Origin of the sequence: Ruegeria sp. HKCCSA071 (assembly GCF_017872555.1) — a bacterium.
GTDB lineage: Bacteria > Pseudomonadota > Alphaproteobacteria > Rhodobacterales > Rhodobacteraceae > Ruegeria.
Genome location: NZ_JAEDOX010000006.1, coordinates 124,481 through 149,468, shown reverse-complemented (window position 1 = coordinate 149,468; position 24,988 = coordinate 124,481). Strand labels below are relative to the sequence as shown.

The following is a 24,988-nucleotide window of genomic DNA, read 5'->3' as shown; positions in this document are numbered from 1 at the left end:
AGGGTCATCCCTTCTGGGTGATGATCACACGGGTTTTGGTCTCGTTCCTGCCCGTCTCCGCAAGGTTGGTTCCGGTTGTCGACAAAGGTGAATCCGTCAGCGGCAAGGCTTTGGACAACACCCCCGACTGGCCGCTGTCCCGGCCCAGATCAAAGGCAACATCCTCTGCAATCTCCTCTCCCGGGATCGGAAGATCAGCGGTCGGCTCGTAGGCCGCCATCAGGTCAAACAGTTCTTTCGGAGGGCAGATCATGCGCAACGCGTCCGCAATAGCAGGGTCTTCGGTAATCCCGCCGGGTTTTGAATACTCAGCCGCCGGTTCCCCGATGACGGCCAGCGGCCCTTCACCGCCACGCTCAACACCCACGGAATCCTGTCCCATCCTCAGCGCGGCTTCGACTGCAACCGCAAACCGGTTGTCCCAGGGCAGGCCGGCCTGATAGCGGGCAAAATCATAGGCGCGCAGCGGTTTCAGGATATCCGGCTCGTGCAGGTCCCAGATCTGGCAGGGCTCAGCTTTTGATCCGCCGCGTTGCAGGATGGCATTGACCGCCCGGCGCGCCGCTTCGTTCGCCCCTTCCATGGTGGCAAGATCGGTGTAGGTGCGCACATAATCCGACGCCAGCATGAAGTTCGGGATCAACGTGGCCGCCTCGGGGCGCAACCGCCAGCTGTTGATGCGATTGACCAAAAGCGGCTCCACATTGGTTTGGCGCTTGGGGTCGTTGGGATCCTGCACAATATCCGGATCAAGGAACCAGTAATGCATATCCTCGTCGCGCAGGACGGTCTGGCCATCCACGTTGACGCTCCGCTTGAGCTGTTCCCAAACCTCTTGCGCAATCTCCTCACGGCTGCAATCACGCGCGGTTTTTCCGTTCAGCCCCGGCTTGTCCCATTCCGAGATATCTATTGAAAGCAAACCCTTGGTCTTGCCTTCTGCCCAGTTTTCAAAGTTGATGGCCGACCAGAACTGTTTTTGTGAAACCGCTGTCAGGGCCCATGGGCTGTCAATGAAAATGACATGGCCGTGCGTCAGTTCAACATCCTTTGTCAGATAGAACTGAATTCCGTTCATCCATTGCACGTCTTCGGCCAGCAGCGGCAGCTTGGCCAGAGACGGGTCAAGTGCCGTCATCGCAGGGGTGATCAGCGGCGCGATCCGTTCGATCGGCATCGCACTGATGAACCAATCCCCGGTGACCTGCTTTTCCTCGCCATCCTGTTCAACCGTCGCGCTGACGATGCGGCCCTCCTGGCAGTCGATGCCCGTAACCTTTGAGTTGAACTTGTACACGACCCCCTTGCTTTTGAGGTAATCCAGCCACGGCTGTATCCAGACAAGGTTAGTGGGGCCGTTCAACAGCCGGTTGCCATGCGGCTCGGGCGTCGCGATACCCAGCTGAAGCTGAACCGCGATGTCGCCCACGGTCTTTGTACTGGCAGTTGTCGCCTTCGCGGCCACCAGCGAACGGGTCAGGCCAATGGCCAGAAACTTCTGATACGCTTCCGAGCGTTGTTCGGCACCGATGAAATCCCACCACCCGATGCGCTCATATTCATCGAACCGGCGTTCCTTGCAGGATGTTGCGATGCGCCACATGCAGGCGATGAAATGTTCGACATCCTCATAGGCGATCTGGTCACGGGGCGAGAGCGTGAATGCAACCGTCTTGAGCGCATCGGCCACGTCTTTCAGCGTGCGGGGAAACCGTTCGGGAACAATGATGCCTGGGTCGTCGAACTGGCTGACCAGAACCTGAGTGGTGGACACCAGATTATCGTAACAGGTGCCTTTGCCGTAATAGGGCGTGCGCGCCATCGTATCAGTGATATGGCGGTAGAAATTCGGAAAGAACCGGAACCCATGCTCGCCGGGCAGCCAGGGGCGTTTCACACCGGGAGGATAACTGGCGCCGTCCATCTCGGCCCATTGTTCAAGCGCCTTGATGTGTTTCGCCTTGGACCCGTGATCGCCTTCGCCCTTCATCACGGGGATGCTGCGTGCCTTACCGCCGGGGATCAGCTGGCGCTCGTGAATCTCGACCTCGTACCCGCGCTCGATCAGCTCATGCGCGGCGCTCATTCCGGCCACGCCACCGCCCAGTATGACAACCTTTTCAGCCATCGGATGTTCCTTTCGCGGAATAGACGTCAAAGCGCAGGGTGATATCGGACAGGCTGGCTTCGCCGATGCCGAACCCCTGCAACCTGTTCATCCAGGCATAATTCGGGTTTGACGTCAGGTATCGCGGTGCCAGCCGGACCGGGGCCGAGGCGGGCAGAGTGCCCTTCGCCAGCCCGGCATACCCATCCGGGCCAAAGTCACACACGCCGGTATCTTCAAACAGGATCGGCGCACCCCCTTCAACGGGTTGGATAAGCGCTCGGGCGTGCAAAAGCCCAACTCCGTCGGATCGCACGCGCATCCAGTCGCCCCCCAGCGGATCGATCGTCCCCTTCAGATGAGGCCCTTCAACCGTTCCGCCCTCTTTGATCCCGAAATGCAGCCAGATGCCGTCCGGTGTTTCCCCCGACGGATAGAACTCGTCGGTGAACGGCACCACAAACCTGCCAACGTGTTCAAGCGCGGGCACTTGCGTGACTGGCTTTGCCAGGTTTGGCGGCGCAGGTTCGGGGGCCTTTCCGGGGCCGGGATCATATTCGCGACCACCGGTCGTCAGCACCGGTCGCCAGGTCAATGCCTTTTTCTGGGTCACAGATGGCAGCATGGCTGCAAACTGCTGAAACCCCGTCATGGGGTCGCAACGCAAGGGCCAGCCGCGAATGGCGCGTTCGGGGCCGCCATCTTCAGAAAAGATCACACGCACCACGTCATGCGAAGACACGGCGGGTCCGGCTTCGATCAGCACCCGATTTAACCCATTTTCGTTGATCAATTCGGACCAACGCAATGTCACACCCCGGTCTGTGAATTCTCGCATGACCAGTTCTCCGGTCAGCACGTGATGGTGCAGATCGCCTGTGCTTCCTTGATCCTCAGGTGGAACTTCTGCTGCACGCGGAAGATGTGCTCACCGTCAGACGAGGTTTGCAGATACTTCACCGCGATATCCGAAGGCACGACAATCTCGACCGGCGCACCTTGCAGCGATACAAGTGCTGCCTTGTTTGCGGGCAGGGTGCCCGATCGCAGCAGCGGGCCGTCAAGGAACGGAAGAATACTGTCACGCGGCAGCACCATCGAGTTTTCGATCGGCGTGGTCACGGCCTGAAACAGCCCATTGCCCATCACACAGGCAAAAGGCCCAAGGTATCCATGCGCTTCCAGCTTGTTGATGCCCGCGACCACGGCCTCGAAAACCTCGGGGCCGGAACAGGGTTTTTTCTTCCCGTTGATCGATATGGACTGACCTTCGCCAGCCTCCAGCAGCCCCGGGTATTTGCCGCCCCCGCTGACGGTATAGATAGGCGGCAGATCGGCAGGTGCGCCACCGGCATGTTTGGGCGCTTCGCTGCTGCCTGGCTGGCCGTTGAAAACGATGTCATCCTCGACCTTGGCCACGACGGCGGCGGCCCGGCGGAACATGATCATGGCCGCGGCCAGTTCCGGATCAGCCACCTGCGCGCCTTTCAGGTAGACGTTGACGGAAACCGTCGTCAGCCGCAGGGTGTCATAATCATTCACTTCCAGACGCTTGGCCGCGCCTGATGCGTTGTCGACCAGACCCAGCTTGTTCAGGGGAACAGATTGCGTGTCCGCAGGCAGCGGCCCATAAAGCGGCAGAAAGCTCGCAGCCACCCGCGCACGCAGCGCTTCATCATGGACGGCCTTGTTAACGGCATTCCACTGTTCGGTGTTCCAATCCAATGCGTCGGTCATTGTAAATCCCTCTTGGTGATGCTGCCCTGTTTGGCCGGGCAGTCCGTCTCGTTCATTCGGCTTTCGTCAAACTGTCCAGAAGTGCCTCGGCGCGCTGTTCCTGAACAACGGCACCACATTCGCGGGCAAGCGCCAATGCCAGTTCACCCTCGGCAATCGCGCTGTCCCGATCACCTTTGGCAGCAAAGGCTTTGGCCCGCACGCGGTGATATTCCGGTTTGTTCAGCGTTTCTCCTCGTTCCCAACCGGGGGTACACACGGTTTCAAGCCGGTCCAGGGCCTGATCAATATCCCCGTGATCGATCATCAACTCAGACAGAACAATCTGATTCTGCGGAAAAGTAAAGTTTCCACCAGACTTTGAGATCAGGTTCATGCAGGCCTCGATATGGGCCGGGACGCCCTCGATGTCACCTTTTCCCGCCTGCGCAAGACCCATGTAGATATCCTGCATGGCGTGAAGATACAGGAACCCTTCCTCATCGGCGATCTTGCGGGCTTCTTTCATAGTGACGTCCAGCCGGTCCCATTCGCCCGCGTAGGGCAGGAACATGCTGCACGCGCCCATGACATAGACAAGATTGGGTGCGTGGTTCAGTGCCCGGCTGACGTCGATGGCTTTCAGACGTGCGGCCTCCGCCTCATCAAACTTGCCCTGCTGCCACAGAAGGCACCCCTGAATGGCCAGCAACGACGCCGTGGTCGAGGACTGGGTCATCGGCATCATGGCCATGTCCAGCTCGGGCGTGATCAGCGCAAAGGCACGGTCAAGCTGCTGCTCGCAATCCGCGAATTCCCCGCGAAAGTAATGCGTGAAACTCAGCGCGCGGGCTGCCAGCACGTTGGCGACAGGATCGCCACTCATACCGGCCATCGCGTCCAGAGCCTGCCCCATCTCCATTGCCCGGTTCATCTGGCCCGCGACAAAGAAATTGGTCCAGCGGCAGAAGGTGGCCGCGAAAAGGGTTTCGCCATCGCCCAAGGCATGGGCAAGCTCCATCGCGCGGGCGGCTGTCTCTCCGACCTGATCGGAGGACCATCCATAGATCGCCATGTAAGCCGGAAGGATATTCATCTGCACCCGAAGCTCGAACCCGTCACGCTCGGCATTGGCGGGCATCGTTCCGATATTGCGCAGTGCCGCGCGAAACGCCGAGATCGCAGGCAGGTTCGCCAACCGCGACAGGGCTTGTTCGCCTGCCGTAAACCAGTTGGACACCGCCTCATCCTTCAACCCGCCATGGTCGCAGTGATGCGCCACGGTATCGGGGGCGGGGTTTCCGAATGCGTTATGTCCGGCCAGCAAGGCCCGTGCGATTTTAAGATGAACCTTCTGCCGGTCTTCGCGCAGCAGCGAGTTATAGGCCGTATCCTGAACCAGCGCGTGGTTGAACGTATAGGTGGCCGTTCCGGCTTCGCCCGTGATCAGCACAACGCCAGCCGCCATCAGCTGCATCAGCGCGCTTTCCACATCCATGTCTTCCTGCGCAACCGCCTGGATCATCGCCGAGGTGAAACTGCGCCCGATAACAGACCCAAGCTGCGCAATGGGCTTGGCGTTTTCCATCCGGTCAAGACGCGACATCAACGAATCCTGAAGGGTCGCGGGGATACTCAGGGCATCCAGAACCTCGGCGTTGATCGGCGCATCTTGCGGCAGCTGATCCAGAACCGCCTTGGTCATCTCTTCGATGTAAAGCGGCACGCCATCGGCTTTCTCGACAATCTGCCTGATCAGGATGACCGGCAAACTGTATGGCTCGGCCACGCGCCGGACCAGTTCCGAGGCTTCACTGCTGGCCAGAGGTGTCAGATCGATGCGCGCCGCGCGGCCCTCGTAATGCTCAGGCGGCTCGTATTCAGGGCGATGCGACAGGACCACCAGTATCGGGAACCCGTCCAGACCCGATGCCAGCGCCTCCAGCACGTCCAGCGTGGTTGCGTCAGCCCAGTGCACGTCTTCCACCACCAGCAGCAAGGTGCCGCGCCTGTCACACAGGCTGCCAAGGCTGCGCAACAACACGTCCAGCGACTTGCGGGCCTTCTTCAGGGGGTCTGGATCCGGCGCTGCGCCCGTTTCGACCCCGGCCATATCGAGAAGAACAGGCAAGTCCGCGTCGCTCAGACGAGAGGCAGCCTGAACAAAATCGGAAATCGCGGCCCTGATGCTGTCATCGGATTTGTCGCCTGAAACCCGCCTCAACTCTCCCACGATCGGGTGAAGCGGAAGGCTGGCCAGATGCGGAATGCACTGCAACGTAAAGGGTTTGACGCCAATTGTTTCGGACAGCGATTTGATCAGCCGCGACTTGCCGATACCTGCGGCGCCGCCGACAAACGCGAACCTGCCGGAGCCCGCCTGTGCATCTTTCCAAAGCTGGGTCAGGACCGAAAGGTCGTCGCCCCGGGCGACAAGATCAACAGCTGACTGTCCGACACGCGCATCGAACCGGCTGGTCGCAACGCTTTCGGAAATGGCGCGATAGACGGTGCGCTGATTGTCAAATCCTTTCAGGTTGTGGCTGCCACGGGGCTCGAACTCGAATGCGCCTTGTGTCAATCGCCACGTCTCTGCGGAAACGATCACCTCACCCGGCTCGGCCAGACCTTGCAGGCGGGATGCAAGGTTCGCGGTTTCACCGACCAGAAAGTCCTGCGACCCAAGACTTGTCGACGAAACCACCCCTACAACAACCATACCGGTGGCAATTCCCGCGCGCAGATCCAGTTTTTCGCCAAACCTGTTTTCAAGGTTTTGTACGGCTTCGATGGTCTCCAGCACGGCGCGAACGGCGCGTTCGGCATCGTCCTCCATGGCTTTGGGATATCCGAAATAGACCATGATCCCGTCGCCCTGCCTGTAGGCCAAGTGACAGCCATGCTGTTTCAGGGTCCCGATCGCCGTATCCAGATACAGGTTCATGATCTGCATCAGGTCTTCCGGGTCATACCGCTGGGCCAGCTGCGTGGACCCCACGAGATCGCAGAAAACCAGCGTAAGCTGCCGCCGTTCGGCTTCGGACCTAAGCTCCTGCCGGGTCGAAGCTTCCTCAGATTTCAGACGCGCCTGCGCCTTGCGAAACCGCTTTCTTTCGCCAACCGTCAACCCCAAATCACGCAGTTCGGGATCTGTCAGCTCGTCCAGAATATCATCATCCACGCCTTCCTGCCGAAACAGCGTGGCATGGTTTTCCAGATCAGCCAGTTGAAGAACTTTAGAGATACGCGGCGATGCCTCAAGGACCCCCGTCATCGTTCTGCGCCCCCGCCCATTTTCCTTCCCCCCTTACTCCCCTCAAAACATATTGTATTTGTATAAGCAAAAATAGAGAGGAATTTACGTTCTATCCACATGACGCAGGGACACCATTATTAACTTGTTATCTGCTGTGACAGATGTCGTTTCGAATTTCCACTCCACTTTGAATTTTTCTTGTCAAGTCATTGGCTTTCGGTTTCATATTGATTTTTCACGCGCAAATCTGGGCCGGGCCTGCTGCCTTGCCGCACGGAATGGGAATGGGTGTTTCTCCCTAGGCTCTAGGGCCTCGTGCGCTTTCATCGAAGTTGTGGAAATGCGAAAATCACACCCTGCCGATTTTCGTTGCTGCCGCGCTCTTTAAACGCTTCCGTTACGTCAATAGACGCGTCGCGCGCGGCACAAGCGTCCGCTTTGGCGCGGGAAACGTGACTCGGCAGGATACCGGTTCCACCAAACGGGCAGAACCGGTTTCTTCTTCAGACGGTTGCGCCTTTCAGGCGGATGGCAGTACCAAGGCTGCCCGCGCAAAGCCCGACCAGAACCGAGATACCAAGTTCCAGCGCTTCCACATGGGCAAACTGAAAGCCCGCAAAAACCAGCGTTTCCAGAATGCCGACAACGGCCCCCAGTACCGCACCCAGCCATAGCTTGCGGGTCATCATTCCAAGCGCCAGCCCAAGTATGCCGGGCAGGCCCAGGACATTGGCGCCGATTGTTCCAAGTAAGTCTAACATGTCTGCCCCCACTCTAATTCGAACTGTTGTTCAGAAACGCGCGGATGTCGCTGCCCGAGGCGGATGCATGTTCCTGAAGAACCTCGCCCTCCACGGCCTCGCTTATCTTCTGGTACTGTTCCAGATAGTTCGCGGGCAGATTATGCGCGATGCCCTGATGGCAGTCGATGCATGTCATGCCGGTGTCGATGGCGCGCTGGTGTTCCGACGCGGCGCGGGTTTCCTGAATGGTAAAGTCCATGTAGTCAAAGTTGTGACAGTTGCGGCATTCACGACTGTCCGACTCCTTCATCTTCTTCCACACGGCCGAAGCCATGCTCAGGCGATGCGCCTCGTACTGCTCGGGTGTGCTGATGGTTCCGGCCAGCTCATGATAGACGTCTTTGACGGCCATGATCTTGGCTTTGATCTTGTGGCTCCATTCATCCGGCACGTGGCAGTCGGAACAGATCGCACGAACGCCGGAATGGTTGTTGTAATGGATCGTTTCGCGATACTCGCCCAGGTTGGTTTCCATTGTGTGGCACGAGGTACAGAATTCTTCGGTATTCGTCAGCTCAAGGGTCCAGTGAAATCCACCCCAGAACAGGATACCGGCCAGAAATCCGGCCAGGACAAGAAAGCCTGAACTGAACAGCACCGTCGGCGTCCAGATCGCGTTCCAGAGGCGACCAAGCAAGCCGCGGTTTTCAGGAGAGTCGGCCATATCGGTGCTCCTTTCAGTCTTGCGTTGGATCAATTGCCGGCGGAGGGCTGGAACACGTTGTCGACCAGCGGCGGGGCGTCGGCCTGCGGTACGTGGCACTGGTTGCAGAAATACCGGGTTCCGGCGATCCGATCCAGTTCGCGGCCTTCACGGTCCAGGTAATGAGTCATCGACAGCGTCGGCGCGTTGCGGTCACCGGCTTTGGTCCAGTCATGGCAGGACAGGCACTGGTTGGTACGGATGTCGATCTGGTACTGTTCGACCGAATGCGGGATGACTGGCGGCTGCTGACGGTAATTGCGCTGCTGGCGCCCTTCGACATTGCGGTGGATCTGGTCCAGCGGCACCGGCTCATCCACGTCCGCACCGCGCAGGGATTCAACCTGAGCAGATTGCGCGAGGGCCCATCCGCTCAGCAATAATACGGGTAGAAGGGCAATTCCGCCTGTAACGATAGATTTTTTCATCTTGGCACTCCCCTAGATAGGTCTGGCGGCGCGCGGCTCGGGCGCGGCAACTGGATCGGAAGGTTGGACGACGTGGTCGTCGAACCGGTGAGTAAAGGTAAAAACGTCGACCGCGCAGACATCGATGCAGCGGCCACAATTCGTGCAGTCGGGTGACAGGATCAGCGGGGTACTTCCCGGTTTGCCCTTCAGTGCGGGCGAGATCACCTGATTTTCCGGGCAGACCGCGTAACAATCCATGCAGTCATCGCAGGCGGCGCGGTTTGTGGCGCTGATCCGCAGCAGGCTTTTTGCTCCGATCAGGCCATAGAACGCACCCACCGGGCACAGGTGTCCGCACCATCCGTGGCGCGAGACGAAGACGTCAAAGACAAAGATGGCGGCGATCAGCGCCCAGACAAAGCCCATTCCAAAAACCAGCCCGCGATGCAGCATGGTGATCGGGTTGATCAACTCCCACGCGATCATGCCGCTCAGACCCGAAACAAGCAGGACGGTTGCCAGAATCCACAGGCGCGTGCCGCGCTTGGGCTGCCAGCCTTTCGGCAGGTCCAGCTTGCGGTGCACCCAGTTGGCCGCGTCCGTCACCGGGTTTATGGGGCAGACCCAGGAACAATAAACACGGCCACCAATCAAGGCATAGACCACCAGAACGATCAGCCCACCGATCAGCGCGGTCATTTCGGGCCAGTGGCCCGCAACCATGCTCTGCAACAGGATGAACGGATCGGTCAAAGGCAGCACGCCCAGCGTCAGCGACCCGGCCAGCGTGCCCTGAACGATCCAGATGCCGAACCATGGGCCCAGCAGAAACAGAACCAGAAAGAACAGCTGGCTTGCACGGCGCAGCAGCAGATAGCGGTGCGCGCCGATCCAGCCCTTGCTGGCGATGGCCTCGTGACCTGTGGGCATATCTGTGCGGGCGCTCATTGTCCCAGCCCCGGCAGATCATATCCCGGCGCAAAGCCGCCGGGCGTGGCCAGATTGTCCGTGCCCGGTCCGGGCAAACGGTCCGGCAGGTCGATGATCCCCTCGACCACCGGCGCGCCTTTCGCGGCCTTTTCTTCCCAACCCTTGCGGTAATGCTCTGCCGAACTGCCCCGCGCCAGCCGGGCAGGCAGCACCTTGATGGCGGCCTCGGGCAGAACACAGCTTTTCTCGCACATGCCGCAGCCGGTGCAGCGGTCGGCGTGGACGGTCGGGATGAACATCGCGTGATGACCCGACCGCGTGTTGTGCGTGGTGTCCAGCGTGATCGCCTCGTCGATGACGGGGCAGACGCGGTAACAGACATCGCAGCGCAACCCGAGGAAGTTCAGGCAGTTCTCCTGGTCGACCAGAACCGCGACCCCCATCTTCGCATCGTCGATATTGTCCAACGCCGGGTCCAGTGCCCCGGTCGGACAAGCGGTGACACATGGGATGTCGTCGCACATCTCACAGGGAATATCCCGCGCGGTGAAAAAGGGTGTTCCCGTCGCCACCGCGTCCGAGCCCAACTCGGCCATTTTCAAAGTATCATATGGGCAATCCCGCACGCATAATCCGCAGCGGATACAGGCTGACAGAAACTCCTTTTCCGGCAGCGCGCCGGGCGGGCGCAAAGCCTCGGCCGGCAGGGCGCGGGCGTCGCGGGCCAGATAGGCCAGCACCGTCCCGGCGACCACGCAGCCGCCCGCCGCCCGCGCCGAATCCTGCAGGAACCGGCGCCGCTGCGGTGAAAGGGGTTTGTCGGCAAAAGACATGAGGATTTACCCGTACGATCCTTGTTGCCTATGCGCGCTCGACCTTGCAGGCGCATTTCTTGAAGTCGGTCTCTTTCGACAGCGGGCAGGTCGCGTCCAGCGTCAGCTTGTTGGTCAACTGGCCTTCGTCGAACCACGGCATGAACACCAGACCGCGCGGCACTTTGTTGCGCCCACGGGTCTCGACCCGGCTGATGACCTCGCCTCGACGGGTAGACAGAACAATCTCCTGACCCCGGCGCAGGTCCCGATCCTTGGCGTCCTGCGGATGCATGTAAACCACAGCCGCCGGGTAGGCGCGGTGCAGTTCTGGCACACGGCGCGTCATCGACCCAGAATGCCAGTGTTCCAGAACACGACCGGTGCACAGCCACAGATCATATTCTGCATCCGGCTCCTCGGCCGCAGGCTCGTAAGGCGCAAAGATGATGCTCGCCTTGCCATCCTTCTTGCCATAGAACTTCACGCCCGCACCTTCGGGCACATAAGGGTCATAGCCTTCGCGGAAACGATACAGCGTTTCCTTGCCATCCACGACCGGCCAGCGCAGGCCACGGGCTTGGTGATAGGTTTCAAACGGTGCCAGATCGTGCGCGTGGCCGCGTCCGAAATTGGCATATTCCTCGAACAGACCCTTCTGAACGTAGAACCCGAAATGCTCGGATTCGTCGTTGTCAAAGCCCTCGGCGGTTTCCGACAGCGGGAACTTGTCGACGCTGCCATTGGCAAACAGAACCTCGTACATGGTCTTGCCGCGATGCTCCGGCATGGTGGCCAGCAACTCTTCGCCCCAGACCTCTTCAACGGTGAAACGTTTCGAGAATTCCATCACCTGCCACACGTCCGACTTGGCCTCGCCCGGTGCCTTGACCTGCTGCCGCCAGAACTGGGTACGGCGCTCGGCGTTGCCATAGGCGCCTTCCTTCTCGACCCACATGGCGGTGGGCAGGATCAGGTCGGCGGACACGGCCGTGACGGTCGGGTAGGGGTCTGAAACGGTGATAAAGTTCTCGGGGTTGCGATACCCGGGATAACCTTCTTCGTTGATATTCGGTGCGGCCTGCATGTTGTTGTTGCACTGCACCCAATAGGCGTTCAGATCGCCATCCTTCAGCTTGCGGTGTTGCAGTACGGCGTGAAAGCCGGGCTTGGCCGGAATGGTACCCGCAGGCACATTCCAGGCGGTTTCGCAAATCTCGCGGTGCTCGTCATTCATGACAACCATGTCGGCAGGCAGACGGTGGGCAAAGGTGCCAACCTCACGCGCGGTTCCGCAGGCCGACGGCTGACCCGTCAGCGAGAAGGGCGAGTTTCCGGGCTCGGAAATCTTGCCCACCAGCAGGTGCACATTATACATCAACGAATTCACCCACGACCCGCGGGTATGCTGGTTGAACCCCATGGTCCACAGGCTCATGACCTTGCGGTTCGGGTCGGCATATTGCTGGGCCAGACGCTCCAGCTTGTCCGCCGGAACACCGGACAACTCCGAAGTGTATTCCAGCGTGTATGCCGATACCGCCTCGGCATATTCCTCAAAGCTGATCGGTTCCATCTTGCCGACATTGGGGTTCGCGGCCTCTTGTTGCAGCGGATGATTGTCGCGCAGGCCATAACCGATATCGGTGGCGGTCTTGGTGATGTTGACGTGGTTCTTGACGAACTCTTCGTTCACCGCGCCATTCTGGATGATGTAATTGGCGATATAGTTCAGGATCGCCAGATCGGTCTGCGGGTTGAACACCATGCCATTGTCGGCCAGCTCGAACGAGCGGTGCTCGAAGGTCGACAGAACATGCACTTCGCATCCCGGCTTGGTCAGGCGCGTATCGGTCAGGCGCGACCACAGGATCGGGTGCATCTCGGCCATGTTCGACCCCCACAGAACAAACGTATCCGCGTGTTCAAGGTCGTCATAGCAGCCCATTGGCTCGTCGATGCCGAAGGTGCGGATAAAGCCGACCACGGCCGACGCCATGCAGTGACGCGCGTTAGGGTCGATGTTGTTCGACCGGAATCCGGCCTTCATCATCTTGGCCGCCGCATAACCTTCCCAGACGGTCCACTGACCGGAACCGAACATGCCCACGCTGGTCGGGCCTTTCTTGGCCAGCGCCTCTTTCCACTTGGCAGCCATGACGTCAAAGGCTTCGTCCCAGCTGACCGGCTCAAACTCACCGTTCTTGTCATATTCGCCGTTGGTTTTGCGCAAAAGCGGCGTGGTCAGGCGGTCCTTGCCATACATGATTTTGGACAGGAAATAGCCCTTGATACAGTTCAGACCCCGGTTGACCGGCGCATCAGGGTCGCCCTGCGTGGCGACTACGCGGCCATCCTTGGTGCCCACCAGAACCGAACAGCCTGTGCCGCAGAACCGGCAGGCGGCCTTGTCCCAGCGGATATCAGGCGCAGCGGCCTGAGCGCTGGCCGAACCAGCGGCCAGCGGGATGCCGGCAGCCGAGGCCGTGGCAGCCGCTGCGGACGCTTTCAGGAATGTACGACGGGATTCAGAGATGGTCATTGCATGGGCCTCCTGCTGGACGGTTGGCTTGGAGCATCAGGACGCGGAGCAGCCTCCGCGGGATCTTCGAAATGGTGATAGGTCAGCGACAATGAGATCACGCCGGGGATCTGGTGCAGATCCATGATGGTTTCCGAGGCCAGCCGGTCGGCTGTATCCTCGACAACCACGACGAACCGGCCATCCCCGGCCTCGGCATGAAGCTCGACGCCATCGGTGCCGGTCATCGCCGCGCGCGCGGCGTCGGTGTGATCGGGGGCGATGTGGACAAGACAGCCACAGATATTCATTGGGTCACCTCCGGGTGCAAAGGGGTGGGGCGGTGCATCGTGATGGCCCCGGCAGGGCAGGCGGCAGAACATGTGCCGCATCCGATGCAGGTTTCGGTTTCAAGCGCCGGTTCAGCCCGCCCGCCCAGTTGCAGGCGAAAGCGGATGGCTTCCTGTTCACAAGTGTCCTGGCACAGGCGGCAGCTCACCCCGTTCATCGACAGGCAGCTTGCGGCCTCGATCCGTGCGCGCCACGGCCACTCGGCCACACGCTCGGGCAACAGCGCCGGGGTCGGACAAACCTCGGCACATGCACCGCATAAGGTGCAGCCGCCTGCGGAAAGATCCAGAACCGGAAAGCCGCTGTTGTCGAATGTGATGATGTCTTCCGGGCAGGCCCCGGCGCAGTCTTCGCAGCCGGTGCACAGATCGGCAAATCCTGTCACGCCCGCACCCGGCGGTCGGATCGCATCAGGATCCTCCCGTAGGATACGTGCGCTCAGAAAAGCGCGTCTGCTGGTCAACTGGCTCATGGCTGGCGACTCGAGTTTGGATAGATTGGTTCGCGTCCTTACTTCCTAGCTGTGTGAAACAGTGCAGGACTTGACCTATATCATATTTTTTCTGATTTTGTTGCTCGTTCTGCGGTTCGCGGTACTTTTCTAAACATTCAGCTCGACACGGGCTTGCGGGAAATGGCGCGCTATTTCAGCGGCTTGGCTGTCTGATGCCGCGCAAATTGCTGTGGACAGACCATCTGCCACCACCGCGTCAGGGGTAGAAACCGAGACCGTTCTGTCCCGGTTTGCAGGCCCATCCAAGGTGATGATGTGACCGAAACCTCGTCCCAGCCGCGTCCCCAGCGACGATGATGTTGCGACCGCGCGGTCACGCAGCGCGACCCGCTTCAGAACCCGCTGATCCGGCGCGGCCAACCCGACTTTCCACGGGGCGCCGTCGCCTCGTGTACCCATGGCGGCAACCTCTCCCATATCGACCAGAACATCACGCAAACCAAAGCCCCGCAGCAGCGCGGCAATCCGATCCGTGATGGCCCCTTGGGCGATACCGTTCAGCGTCAGGGCCGACTGGCCCGGCACCGGCAGCCGCACCGACGCGGCATCGAAAGACACCCGTTCCCAGCCCACAGCAGCGCGGGCGGTAGCCAGATCTCCGGGGCCTGCGCGCGTTGCCAAAGCAGACCACAGGGGTTGAATGCTGGGGTCGAATGCGCCGCCGGATGCCTGATGCAGCGCGCTGCTCAGGCTCAGCACCTTCAACAGTTCAGGCGCAGGTGCGGTCAAAACACCGTCGCGGTTCAGGCGGCTCAGCTGTGACTGCGGACGGTACAGGCTGAAGATATCCTCCTGCCGGGTCACCTCACCCTCGACGGCGGCGATGATCGGTGCGGCCTCGGCATCCGTCAGCCCGACCAGCCGCAGGCTGGCCGCAGCCCCAAGGGCGGTTCCGCGCCAGTGCGTGTCCGAAGCCATGGCCGGAGTGGCCGCACAGGCGGCGGAAATGATCAGAAAACGGCGACGGGACAGGGCGGTCATACGGGGGTCTCCAATGTCAGATCAAGATCGACAGGGCCCAGCACTTCGGCATCGGGAATGTCGGGCAGGCGCATCGCGGTCCCGCCATAGGTCTCCGCGAAAACCTGGGCATCGGCAGGATCGGCAAAGGGCACCACTTCGCGCGCCCCCATGCCGCCGGCCACATCGGCACCAACCACAAAAGTCGCACCATCCGCAGCGATCCAGTTCGAAATCCCCGGATGCCGCCAGCTTGGCGCGACGCCCATATCGCTGACATAGATGGCAGTGATATCCGCATCGCGCTCGGGGCTTTTCAGATAGGCCACCATGTCCCGCACCTGTGCAAAGAACAGCGGGGCCGGATAGCCTTTCAGATGAATCTGCCCCTTGGGCCCGCCATGCTCGGCGACATTCATTTGACAGAAATAGCTCAGCGCATCCGGTGTCAGATCGACCGGATCGGGGGCCTCGGCCAGCTCTTCCTTGCAGGCCGCCAGTACGAGCAATGCGATCAGGGCAAGACGTCTCATGGCTCAACCCTCCGGAAAGCCAGCCGGGCGAGGGCAAAGCCCAGCACCGGCCAGATCAGCAGCGACGCGGGCGCAGCCCAGACCGGCAGGGCCTGTGCGGCCCCGGTCATGCCCGAGGCCATGGCCACGCCTTCCGTCGCGGCGATGTTCCACAAACGGAACGCGTCGGCCGGGTTGGCTACCATCACCCATGGAAAGACGGATTGGGTGAATGCGCCGCCCTTGTCCATGACGACGGCCCCCAACAGGCCCAGATCATAAAGGACGACAAAAACCAGCCAAAGCCCGGCCGACAGACCCGCAGCCGCCGTGGCGCCCCTCGCCAAAGCGGACAGCAGGTATCCAAGCGCCAGAAACACGGCGCCCAGTAGGATCGAGGTCAGGATAAGTCGCACCAGCGCCATCAGGCTTTCCGGCCCGGCACCACCAAAGAACGCGGCTACCGCACCTGCGGTGCCAAAACCCACGGTCATGGCAAAGGCCAGCGCGGCCAGATGGGCGCAGAACTTGCCCAACAGGATTTCCCCGCGTCCAGCCGGATAGGACAGCAGCAGCGACAGGCTGCCCCGGTCCACATCGCCCGCGATGGCGTCAAAGGAAATCATCAGCGCCAGCAAAGGCGCAAGGTAAACCGACAATGTGGTCATCGACGCGACCGAGACGGTCAGCATATCAACACCCAAAGTGCCGGTGGGTGCACTGCCCGCAAAGGTCAGCGCCAAGGCGAACAGCACCATGATCAGCGTGGCAACCAGCAGCCAGCGGTTGCGGCGCAGGATCAGCATTTCAGTTCGGGTGATGGCAAGGAAGCGGGTCATGTCCTCTCCTCTTGTGCGTAGTGGCGATAAAGATCCTCCAGCTTGGGCGGTGTCATTTCCACATCCGCCACTGCGTCGCCCAGTCTGGCGATCCGGCGCAGGGCCTCCATCTTGTCTTCGGGTGTGCAGAGCAGCTCAACGGACGCGCCGTTGATCCGGTTGCCACCCAGTTCGGCGGCCAAGGCATCCGCATTGGCGCTGGCCCGCACCTTAAGGCGGATCGGCAGCCCGGCCAGCGCCGAGAGGTTGTTCAGCGTGTCATCGGCCACCATCCGACCCTTGCGCATGATGGCGATCCGGTCGGTGCGGGCCTCAACCTCGGTCAACGCATGGCTGGCAATCAGCACCGCAGTACCCTGCGCGGCCAATTCGTCGATAATGGCATAGAGGTCCTGCCGCGAGATCGGGTCCAAGCCCGATGTTGGCTCATCCAGCAGCGCCACTTTCGGCTGTCCCAGCAGCACCTGCGCCAGCCCCAGTCGTTGCCGCATCCCCTTGGAATAGGCACCGATCCGGCGGTCCAAAGCGTCGCTCAGGCCGACGCGTTCCAGCAGACCGGGCACATCGGCTTTCGACCCGGAAAGTTTCGCAAACAGCGTCAGCTGCTCGCGCCCTGTCAACGCCGGGTGAAACGAGACCGCCTCGGGCAGATAGGCCGTATCCCGTCGTGCCTGCGCGCTGCCGGGGGTGGCGTTCCCGATCCGAATGGCTCCGTCCCGAATGGGCGTCAGGCCAAGGATGGATTTGATCAGGGTCGACTTGCCCGCGCCGTTATGGCCCAGCAGCGCCACGCGCTGACCGGGGGCAAGGGACAGGGTGATATCGTCAAGAACGCAGGTTTTCCCCCGGTTCTTGCTGACATGGTCAATTGACAGGGCCTTATCCGTCATGAGGCACCTTTTTCATAGCTGGGGGTTCAGGGGCTTGCATCAATGGGTTGCTGTCCATCACACCCCCCGGCAACAAAGCCGGGAAGGCTGATTGCGACCAGCGCACCAGCTGCACGGCGGGGGAGCCGAGCAGCAATTTGGCTGCGGGTTGGGTCCACAGCACATGGTCCATACTGTCATTGGGTCGATAGGGGACATCGGCGATGCCGTTGCCATCCACATCATAGGCGGCAAAATCGGACCAGTAGTTGCCGCGCCCGTCCTCTGACCACTCGACCCACTTGGTCGAGACATATTTCACCTGCGTCCGGTTGCCGATGAATGAGTTGCCAACGATGCGGTTGCGTTCACTGCCGGCGGTAAAGTGGATGCCGATGCCACATCCCTCGAACCAGTTGTCGGTGAATTCGTTCTTGTTCGAGTTATACAGGAATGTGCATTTTTCCTTGGCACCTTTCACGACATTGCCGGTGATGACGCTCTTGTTGGCATAGTTCAGCATCACGCCATGTTCGCGGTCCCCGATCGAGACATTGTTGGCGACCCGCACATTGGTCGTGAACATCACCGCATAGCCCAGATCGTTGCCGATCGAGACATTGTCGCTGACGACCGAGTCGTCGGCATACATGTAGTGAACGGCAAACCGCAGATCGCGAAACAGGTTGCCGGTAAAGGTGTTCTTCTTGGACGAGTTCACAAAGATCCCGTCGCGCCCATAGCGGATGTCATTGCCTTCAACCACCGCACCTGGCGCGTTCCAGACATAGACACCATTGCCGCGCCCGTTCATGTGGCGATCCTGCCGCCCTTCAATCCGGTTGCGTCGCACGATGCTGTCCTTCGCACCGTGGATGTCGATGCCGTAAAGATTACCCAGCAGCACGTTGTCCTCGACCACCGGCGCGCGCGCCGTCTTGGTCAGCTGGATACCGCTGTCGATGCCGTCATGGTCCGAGCCTGATCCGATCACCGTCAGCCCGCGCAGGGTCACGCCCGGCCCGGTCACTGTGATCACGCTGCCTTGGCCTTGGCCGTCGATGGTGGCATGTCCCAGCCCGTCGAGGGTCACGGGCCGGTCCAGAACCAACTGCTCGACATAAACGCCGGGGCTCAGGCGAAGGGTGTCCCCATCCGCCGCCTGCGCCAGTATCTCGTTGATGGCCCCCGCCCGATTGGGCACATCCCAATCCGCCGCCCAAAGGGGCGAGCCGAGCAGGAGCGGTATGAGCAGGGGCCAACGCATGTTTATGCGCTCCGCGGCTCAACAAACATTCGGCCGCGCATCTCCATGTGCAGCGCGTGGCAGAACCACTGGCAATAGAACCAGTGCACGCCCGGACGGTCGGCAATGAACGTGACCGAGGCGGTGGCCTGCGGTGCAACTTCCATCGCGATACCGAAGTTCGACAGGCAGAAGCCGTGGGTCACATCATCCACGTCATCGAGGTTGGTGACATAGACTGTCACTTCGTCACCCTGTTTGACGGTGAACTTCTCCATGCTGAACACGGGCGCGGTCGAGGTCATGTAGACCCGTACCTTGTTGCCATCCCGAATCGGTTCCTCGGCACCTTCGTCCAGATCGACACCGTCAGCAGCAGCCTGCGCGCGCGCCTCCTCCCACATCGGGTCGTTGCGGTCCCAGACGTTGACCGGATTCACCTTGGACCGGTGAACAATGATCGAGTCATGCGGCTCGGCAAAGGTCGGGCCGTCATGGACCACCTTCATCTTGTCGCCGGAAATATCGATCAGCTGCTCATTCTCGGGCTTCAGGGGACCCACGTTCAGGAAGCGGTCTTTCGAGAACTTGTTCATCGAAATCAGCCACTTGCCATCGGCTTCGGCAGTTTCACCCATCGAGGTCGAGTTGTGGCCCGGCTGGTAATGCACGTCGACCTTGTCGACGATCGGGTCAACATCGGCACCCGCATAGGCCTCGATCGCCTTGGCAATGTCCCACTTCACCACCTGGCTGTCCAGGAACAGGGTGGTATAGGCGTTGCCCTTGCCGTCGAATGCCGTGTGAAGCGGGCCAAGACCCAGCTGCGGCTCGGCGACAACAGCGGAACGCGGATCGGCGTTTTCGCTGAACAGCGCATCGACCTTTTCCACATCGATCACGGACACGGTCGGCGACAGCTTGCCGTTGATCATGATGTGTTTCTTGTCGGGGGCCGCGTTCACACCGTGCGGCGAGTTCGGGATCGGGATGTACCGGGTCAGGTTTCCACCCGCCTCTTTACGCCCGTCCACGACCTTGACGCCGTTCAGCTCCTGATAGTTACCCGCGGCAATCGCATCCTCGATGCCCTTGAGGTTGAACACGACCACGTGGTCCAGCTCGTTCTCGGTCATCTCGGCCAGGTTCATACCCATTTCCGAGTTGTACGAGGTCGAGAACGCGTATTTGCCCTGATAGTCGCAGTCGGTGTTGTCGAGGTTGCCCGACACCATCACCTGCCACGCAATTTCCATGCTGTCGCCGTCGATGGCAGTAAAGATGTTCACATATTGCGACGGGTCATCAAGGATCTGGCCGTCATTGACCAGCGGGGCCTCGTGCTCACCATTGGCAAAGACATAGCCGGTGCGCGGGAATTTCTGCGGACGCAGGCCGTGGATGTCATGCGCGTTCGGGATCTCGATGATCTTGTCGCATTTCATCACGTCACAACGCACACGGGCCACGCGGGTGTTGGCCTTGTCGTTCATGAACAGATAACGGCCATCATAGGTGCCATCGGTGAAAGACATATGCGGGTGGTGCAGGTCGCCGTTGTCATAGGTGACCTTGCCGTTTGCAGCCAGGAATTCCTTGGTTTCAGGCAGCAGGCCTTCGGTCAGAACCTTAAGCGACTCGTTGGTCTGGCCCCAGCCCGTGGCCGAACAGCGGTTGAACACCGGCACCCGCATCAGCTCGCGCATGGACGGCACGCCCAGAATACGCAGCTCGCCGGTCTGGCCCGACGACCAGAAGCCGTAATATTCGTCCAGCTCGCCCGGCTCCAGATGCTGCTTGGCGGCAGCGCTGGCCTCTTTCGCGGTCATCAGGGTCGATCCCAGACCGGTCCCGGCGATGACGGCACCAGTGGCAGTGGCCCCCAGCATACCGCGGCGCGTGATGTTCAGTTTGTTTTCTTGGTCCGACATGGTCGTTCCTCCTTTTAGAAAACGGTTTTCAGTTTGGCGTTCGGATGGTTCGCCGGTGGTTGCCCGAGGGGGGTCTTAGGTGTGACCGACCCGGTCTTGGCCCGCCGTTTCAGTTGGCGGATAACGACGGGACATTTGTCCTCGGACTGATAGAGCACCTGACAATGCAGGCAGGTGACGCACTCGTTCGGATTGATCTCACCGGTGGGGTGGATCGCCTGAACGGGGCATTCATTGGCGCAGGTCTGACAGGGCGTGCCACAATCGTTGTAGCGGCGCAGCCAGTCGAACATGCGGATACGGGCAGGGATCGCCAGCGCTCCGCCCAGCGGGCAAAGATAGCGGCAATAGAACCGCTCAACGAACAGCCCGATCCCCAGCAGGACCAGCGCAAAGACCACAAACGGCCAGTCGCGCATGAATTTCAGAATGATCGCGGTCTTGAACGGTTCGATCTCGGCATATTGCTCGGCCAGCGGGATCGACACGAAACTCAGGCCAAAAAGACCCAGAAAGATCATGTATTTCGCAGGCCACAGCCGCTCGTTCAGACCCCAGGGCAAAGTCCATTGCGGCACTTTGAACGCCCGTGCGATCTTGTTGGTCAGCTCCTGAAGCGCGCCAAACGGGCACAGCCAGCCGCAATAGGCCCCACGACCCCAGAACAGCAGGGCGGCGGCCACGGCAAACCACTGGATAAAGACCAGCGGATCCAGCAGGAACGCATCCCACGAGAACCCGGTGCGCAAACTGCCCGCCAGTGCCATCAGGTTCACCACGCTCAGCTGTGCATTGGCATACCAGCCGATGAAGAACAGGGTTATCGTCAGGTACCCGATGCGGAACCAGTAGAAGACGCGCGCATTCATCGTGGCGTGGAACTGGAAGAAGAACGTTGCCGTCAGCACCAGCAGCATGACACCAAGCCCGGCGATCTCGACAGTGCGATCCTTCCAGATGCGCTGCCACAGGGCGGCCTTGGCGGCCGCTTCGCCCGTTGCATCATCCACGACCGATGGTGCGGTGACCGGCAACAGGTACTGTTCCGGCAGTTTGTATCCCAGATCGAAGGTCAGAAAGGTCTTTTCCACTGCCCCGACGGCACGCTGCACCAGCAATTGCAGGCGGAACGGCTCGGCCGGGTCAAACTCGGCATCCGCCGGGATCTTGAAGATATCCAGTTCGGTAAAGCTGGGGGCATCCGGCGCTGCAACCTCACCCAGACGGCGCTGCTGCTTGTCGAAGAACCGCACCGAGCTGTCGCCCTGGATCAGCTGAATCCGGTCAAATATCCCACCCCGGACATAGCCCGATCCCTTGAAACTATAGGACCCGCGCCCCAGTACCAGAATGGCCTGTTCACCTTCGTCCAGCCAGTTGGTCAGGTTCTGGTATTCGGCTTCACCCAGCAGCGACTTGCCGATGGACGGGACCGAGACCAGCGCCATGTGCATGTCGATGAAGGTGTCATCCGGCTCGCCCGGTTCGGGTCGCTTGATCGCGCGCTGATCCCCGGTGGCTTCAAAGGCGGCATTGACCTGCCCGACATCCAGCGTCATGCGCCGGACCGAGCCGTCTCCCGACAATGTGGGCCAGTCGTAAACCGCATCCTGCGCCATATCGACTTCGCGCTTCGGACCTCCAGCCTGCACCGGAGACAATCCGCCCAGCCCCAGCGCGCGGGCCACTTTGATCCCTCCGCGCACAAGGCTGTCATCGATCACCATGATCGTCACGGTCGCGCCCGAGATAATGTCGAGGTCATGCCCCTCACCCCCGGTTTCGGCCTCTCGTTTCAGGTCAAGGCCCGCATAGCCTTCGGTCAGTTCGACCATCCGGGAATTGGGAATGCCGATCAGCACGATGGGTTCGGAATGCTTGACCAGCTGAACACCGGTCAAAACAGCGTCTGCGTCGATGGCGGCAACCACGTGAATGGGTTTGCCGGAATAGCCGGTCGTACCGACAAAGTCCGAAGTCAGAAAAGCCCACGCGATGGTTTCGCCACCCCGAAGGACCGGGGCAACCTTCACGTCGCTGCGTACCGGGCCAAACGCGTCGGCGCCCGGTGCCAGGTCAGCCGGATCAATGTCGGGAAGAAAGCTGGCAAGACTGTCGGCGCGTGCACTGATTGCAACACTGCAGGACAGAACGAGGGCCAGAAGGAAATGGATTGCGCGACTTACGACCACGGCGCACCTCCGATCAATTGGGTGGACGCCATGGACGCGCGCGGGGCGCGTTCAGATTCTTCTTGGGTCGCAAACGGGGGCCCCCGGGTTTCGGGCCACAGGTGTTTGGGGCTGTACAAAATGCACTGCTCCCCATGTTCAAAGCGTACATTTTGAACATTTCCGACGCTTGCGCACAGCAAAGCGCCCGGCATCGGTGCTGACGCCGTCACCGCACAAAGCGCACAGTCCGCGCATTTCGGGCAGGGCGCGGTTGGATCATCGTCGCCTTCTTCAAGGTCAACTTGAACCCAGACCGCGCCCGCCTCCGAGCAGATCTCCACCCACATGCTCTCACCGGGACTCGCCAGCACCGGGCCAAGCATTTGCAACAACAGAAGGAAAATACCTGCCAGTCCACACGCCGCACGTAACGCGCGATCAGGGAGGTTGTGGAAGGAGTTAAAGGCAGGCATGGAGAATCCAACTCGGTATTCTTTCCCGAGTCGTAGGCGGTTTTCCCTGTCCGATACTTGACTTTCGTCAGGCCTTTGGAATTTCCCTTCAGCCGTCCGCTTCGTCCATCAACCCACGCACCCATCGCCCCGCCAACCAGGACGCGGGTATGCCCAAAGGTATTGACCAAAGGATCGCCGGAACCGGTCCAATCACCCCGAAACCGGCGCTGTGCAGGATCAGCCCGGCCAGAAACAGGTTGATGGCCACGGTCAACATGGTGGCTGGATAAAGCAGAATGGCCAGTTTCCAGACCGGCCATTTGCCCTCAGTGGCTGGTGCCTTCCGAGAAGGTGATTTTGTTCCAGACATTGTACTTCCCAGACGGTTTACGCATCGGCAAGCGGCGTACTTCTTCCAGCGTCTGCGCATCATAAACGATCACCGCTCCGTCATCTTCCCAGATCGAGACCAGCGCGTGGCGGCCATCCTTTGTGAATTCGACATGGGCCACGGTCTTGCCCGGGGCGGGGCGCAAAGTTTTCACGATTTCAAGACTTTGCTTGTCGATCACATGCATGGCGTCCTTGTTGGGACCAAAGAAGACATCGGCCCAGACGTAAGGCGAATTCTCGTGGCTCCGCATGAAGAAGCCCGGCCCTTCGGTCTTTATCCGCTTGATAGTTTCCCAAGTCCCCATGTCGATCACCGACACCGTGCCGTCGGTCAGATGCGGTGTGGCCATGACGGTCGTATCGCCATGCTTCCACGTAATCCCCGAGCCCAGATGCGGCATCCCCGGCAAGTCCAGATCGGCCACCTTGTGCCCAATAACAAGGTCGATCACCTGTCCGCCCTTTCCATCGCGTGCGGCACCCATCACGTATTCATAGCTCTGATCGAAAAAGAAATCGTCCAGATAGTCGGGCGTGGTGATCTTGCGCACCGGGAAGGGGTCGGGGTTCTTGAACTGCCCTTCGATGCGAAAGTCGTGACCCAACCCGGATTGCGGCGGGTTGGCTCCGTAAAAGACCTCCCAGATTTCGGGAACATCCTTGAGTGCCAGAACAAAGCTCTCACGCGGGGGGGCCTGATACACCGCGGATACACGACTTGATTTCCCCGCTTTTCCTTTGATTGCAATGACTTTTGCCACCGACAGGTCTTCGGTCGACAGCAAGGTCAGACTGTTGGGCAAATAATTCGCGACGGCCAGCCACTTGCCGTCGCCGGACATTGCGATGTTTCGGCTGTTAAGCCCCGCCCGTACGCGCCCCACCTGTTGCAGGGCCCAAATGTCGTATTTCTGAACCCAGCCATCCCGGGACATGATGAAAACGTAACGCCCATCCGGGCTGAACTTCGGCCCGCCGTGAACCGCAAAAGGTGTCTCGAACCGGTCCAGAACCTCAAACGTGTCACCATCCAGCACACTGACGTGATGGTCCCCGGTTTCTACCACCAGAGTGATGTTCATCGGATCGCTGGACCACACTGGCGCATCAACCGGGATATAACCGTCATCCAGCGTGCGGCTGTCCATGATATGGGCCTCGCCCCATTCGGGGTCGGTTTCCAGCGGTGATTTTAGCCAGCCTGCCAGCTCTTCAATCTGCAAAGCGTCAAGTTTGTGCGAGAAAGCAGGCATCTGCGTCGCCGCGCGCCCTTCGGCTATCACCGCTGCGATGCGGGGCCCGCGCATGCGCTGGAGCGTCTCGGGGATCAAGGCCGGGCCGACGCCGCCCAGACGGTTTTCACCGTGGCAGGACGCACAATGTTCAGCATAATCCGTTGGCGCGTCTGCCCAGGCTGCACCTGCGGTCAGCACGGAACACATCACCACGAGCTTCATCTTTTCAAAAATACTCCCGCCGGAGGCTC

At 60.4% G+C, this 24,988-nt stretch carries 21 protein-coding genes; all 21 read right to left on the bottom strand.

All coding sequences use genetic code 11. The features are described from left to right. Positions 1 to 4: 4 nt before the first annotated feature. The gene (locus I9188_RS13605; protein WP_209507023.1) at positions 5 to 2,128 is read right to left on the bottom strand and encodes an FAD-dependent oxidoreductase; all 2,124 of its coding nucleotides are present in this window, start codon (positions 2,126 to 2,128) and stop codon (positions 5 to 7) included. Next, on the bottom strand, positions 2,121 to 2,945 hold the full coding sequence (locus tag I9188_RS13600) for a DUF3237 domain-containing protein (protein ID WP_209507024.1): 825 nt from the start codon (positions 2,943 to 2,945) through the stop codon (positions 2,121 to 2,123). Before I9188_RS13600 ends, I9188_RS13605 begins: the two co-directional genes overlap by 8 nt. Before the next feature lie 14 nt (positions 2,946 to 2,959). Beyond that, entirely contained in the window at positions 2,960 to 3,844 is an 885-nt protein-coding gene (locus tag I9188_RS13595; protein ID WP_209507025.1) for a family 1 encapsulin nanocompartment shell protein, read from the bottom strand. 52 nt (positions 3,845 to 3,896) lie between these two features. Then, positions 3,897 to 7,097 (bottom strand): adenylate/guanylate cyclase domain-containing protein, encoded by a 3,201-nt coding sequence (locus tag I9188_RS13590; RefSeq protein ID WP_209507026.1) that lies wholly within the window; start codon positions 7,095 to 7,097, stop codon positions 3,897 to 3,899. A 485-nt stretch (positions 7,098 to 7,582) separates the two neighbouring features. Next, on the bottom strand, positions 7,583 to 7,840 hold the full coding sequence (locus tag I9188_RS13585; RefSeq protein ID WP_209507027.1) for a hypothetical protein: 258 nt from the start codon (positions 7,838 to 7,840) through the stop codon (positions 7,583 to 7,585). 13 nt (positions 7,841 to 7,853) lie between these two features. Then, positions 7,854 to 8,546 (bottom strand): NapC/NirT family cytochrome c, encoded by a 693-nt coding sequence (locus I9188_RS13580; protein ID WP_209507028.1) that lies wholly within the window; start codon positions 8,544 to 8,546, stop codon positions 7,854 to 7,856. A 29-nt stretch (positions 8,547 to 8,575) separates the two neighbouring features. Then, positions 8,576 to 9,013 carry a nitrate reductase cytochrome c-type subunit gene (locus I9188_RS13575; RefSeq protein WP_209507029.1) on the bottom strand — a complete coding sequence of 146 codons (438 nt, stop codon included), beginning with the start codon at positions 9,011 to 9,013 and terminating at the stop codon, positions 8,576 to 8,578. A 12-nt stretch (positions 9,014 to 9,025) separates the two neighbouring features. Next, positions 9,026 to 9,943: a quinol dehydrogenase ferredoxin subunit NapH gene (gene napH, locus I9188_RS13570; RefSeq protein ID WP_209507030.1), complete on the bottom strand. Its 918-nt coding sequence runs from the start codon at positions 9,941 to 9,943 to the stop codon at positions 9,026 to 9,028. Beyond that, a complete protein-coding gene (gene napG, locus I9188_RS13565; protein ID WP_209507031.1) occupies positions 9,940 to 10,758 on the bottom strand; it encodes a ferredoxin-type protein NapG in 819 nt (272 codons plus the stop codon). The genes napH and napG overlap by 4 nt, the downstream gene beginning before the upstream one ends. Positions 10,759 to 10,786: 28 nt before the next feature. After that, on the bottom strand, positions 10,787 to 13,279 hold the full coding sequence (gene napA / locus I9188_RS13560) for a nitrate reductase catalytic subunit NapA (protein ID WP_209507032.1): 2,493 nt from the start codon (positions 13,277 to 13,279) through the stop codon (positions 10,787 to 10,789). Beyond that, positions 13,276 to 13,569, bottom strand: coding sequence for a chaperone NapD (locus I9188_RS13555; protein ID WP_209507033.1), 294 nt, complete (start codon positions 13,567 to 13,569; stop codon positions 13,276 to 13,278). Before I9188_RS13555 ends, napA begins: the two co-directional genes overlap by 4 nt. Further along, positions 13,566 to 14,081 carry a ferredoxin-type protein NapF gene (gene napF / locus I9188_RS13550; RefSeq protein ID WP_209507034.1) on the bottom strand — a complete coding sequence of 172 codons (516 nt, stop codon included), beginning with the start codon at positions 14,079 to 14,081 and terminating at the stop codon, positions 13,566 to 13,568. The genes I9188_RS13555 and napF overlap by 4 nt, the downstream gene beginning before the upstream one ends. A gap of 129 nt (positions 14,082 to 14,210) precedes the next feature. Beyond that, positions 14,211 to 15,104 carry an FAD:protein FMN transferase gene (locus I9188_RS13545; protein WP_209507035.1) on the bottom strand — a complete coding sequence of 298 codons (894 nt, stop codon included), beginning with the start codon at positions 15,102 to 15,104 and terminating at the stop codon, positions 14,211 to 14,213. Further along, on the bottom strand, positions 15,101 to 15,616 hold the full coding sequence (locus I9188_RS13540; protein ID WP_209507036.1) for a nitrous oxide reductase accessory protein NosL: 516 nt from the start codon (positions 15,614 to 15,616) through the stop codon (positions 15,101 to 15,103). The genes I9188_RS13545 and I9188_RS13540 overlap by 4 nt, the downstream gene beginning before the upstream one ends. Continuing rightward, positions 15,613 to 16,434: an ABC transporter permease subunit gene (locus I9188_RS13535; RefSeq protein WP_209507037.1), complete on the bottom strand. Its 822-nt coding sequence runs from the start codon at positions 16,432 to 16,434 to the stop codon at positions 15,613 to 15,615. The genes I9188_RS13540 and I9188_RS13535 overlap by 4 nt, the downstream gene beginning before the upstream one ends. Then, on the bottom strand, positions 16,431 to 17,324 hold the full coding sequence (locus I9188_RS13530; protein ID WP_209507038.1) for an ABC transporter ATP-binding protein: 894 nt from the start codon (positions 17,322 to 17,324) through the stop codon (positions 16,431 to 16,433). Before I9188_RS13530 ends, I9188_RS13535 begins: the two co-directional genes overlap by 4 nt. Further along, a complete protein-coding gene (locus I9188_RS13525; RefSeq protein WP_209507039.1) occupies positions 17,314 to 18,570 on the bottom strand; it encodes a nitrous oxide reductase family maturation protein NosD in 1,257 nt (418 codons plus the stop codon). The genes I9188_RS13530 and I9188_RS13525 overlap by 11 nt, the downstream gene beginning before the upstream one ends. Positions 18,571 to 18,572: 2 nt before the next feature. Then, on the bottom strand, positions 18,573 to 20,480 hold the full coding sequence (gene nosZ / locus I9188_RS13520; protein ID WP_209507040.1) for a TAT-dependent nitrous-oxide reductase: 1,908 nt from the start codon (positions 20,478 to 20,480) through the stop codon (positions 18,573 to 18,575). 14 nt (positions 20,481 to 20,494) lie between these two features. Continuing rightward, positions 20,495 to 22,672 carry a NosR/NirI family protein gene (locus I9188_RS13515; protein WP_209507041.1) on the bottom strand — a complete coding sequence of 726 codons (2,178 nt, stop codon included), beginning with the start codon at positions 22,670 to 22,672 and terminating at the stop codon, positions 20,495 to 20,497. A 543-nt stretch (positions 22,673 to 23,215) separates the two neighbouring features. Beyond that, positions 23,216 to 23,479: a hypothetical protein gene (locus I9188_RS13510; protein ID WP_209507042.1), complete on the bottom strand. Its 264-nt coding sequence runs from the start codon at positions 23,477 to 23,479 to the stop codon at positions 23,216 to 23,218. Next, complete coding sequence (locus tag I9188_RS13505) at positions 23,436 to 24,944, bottom strand: nitrite reductase (RefSeq protein WP_280922414.1); 1,509 nt, start codon at positions 24,942 to 24,944, stop codon at positions 23,436 to 23,438. Before I9188_RS13505 ends, I9188_RS13510 begins: the two co-directional genes overlap by 44 nt. Positions 24,945 to 24,988: the final 44 nt, after the last annotated feature.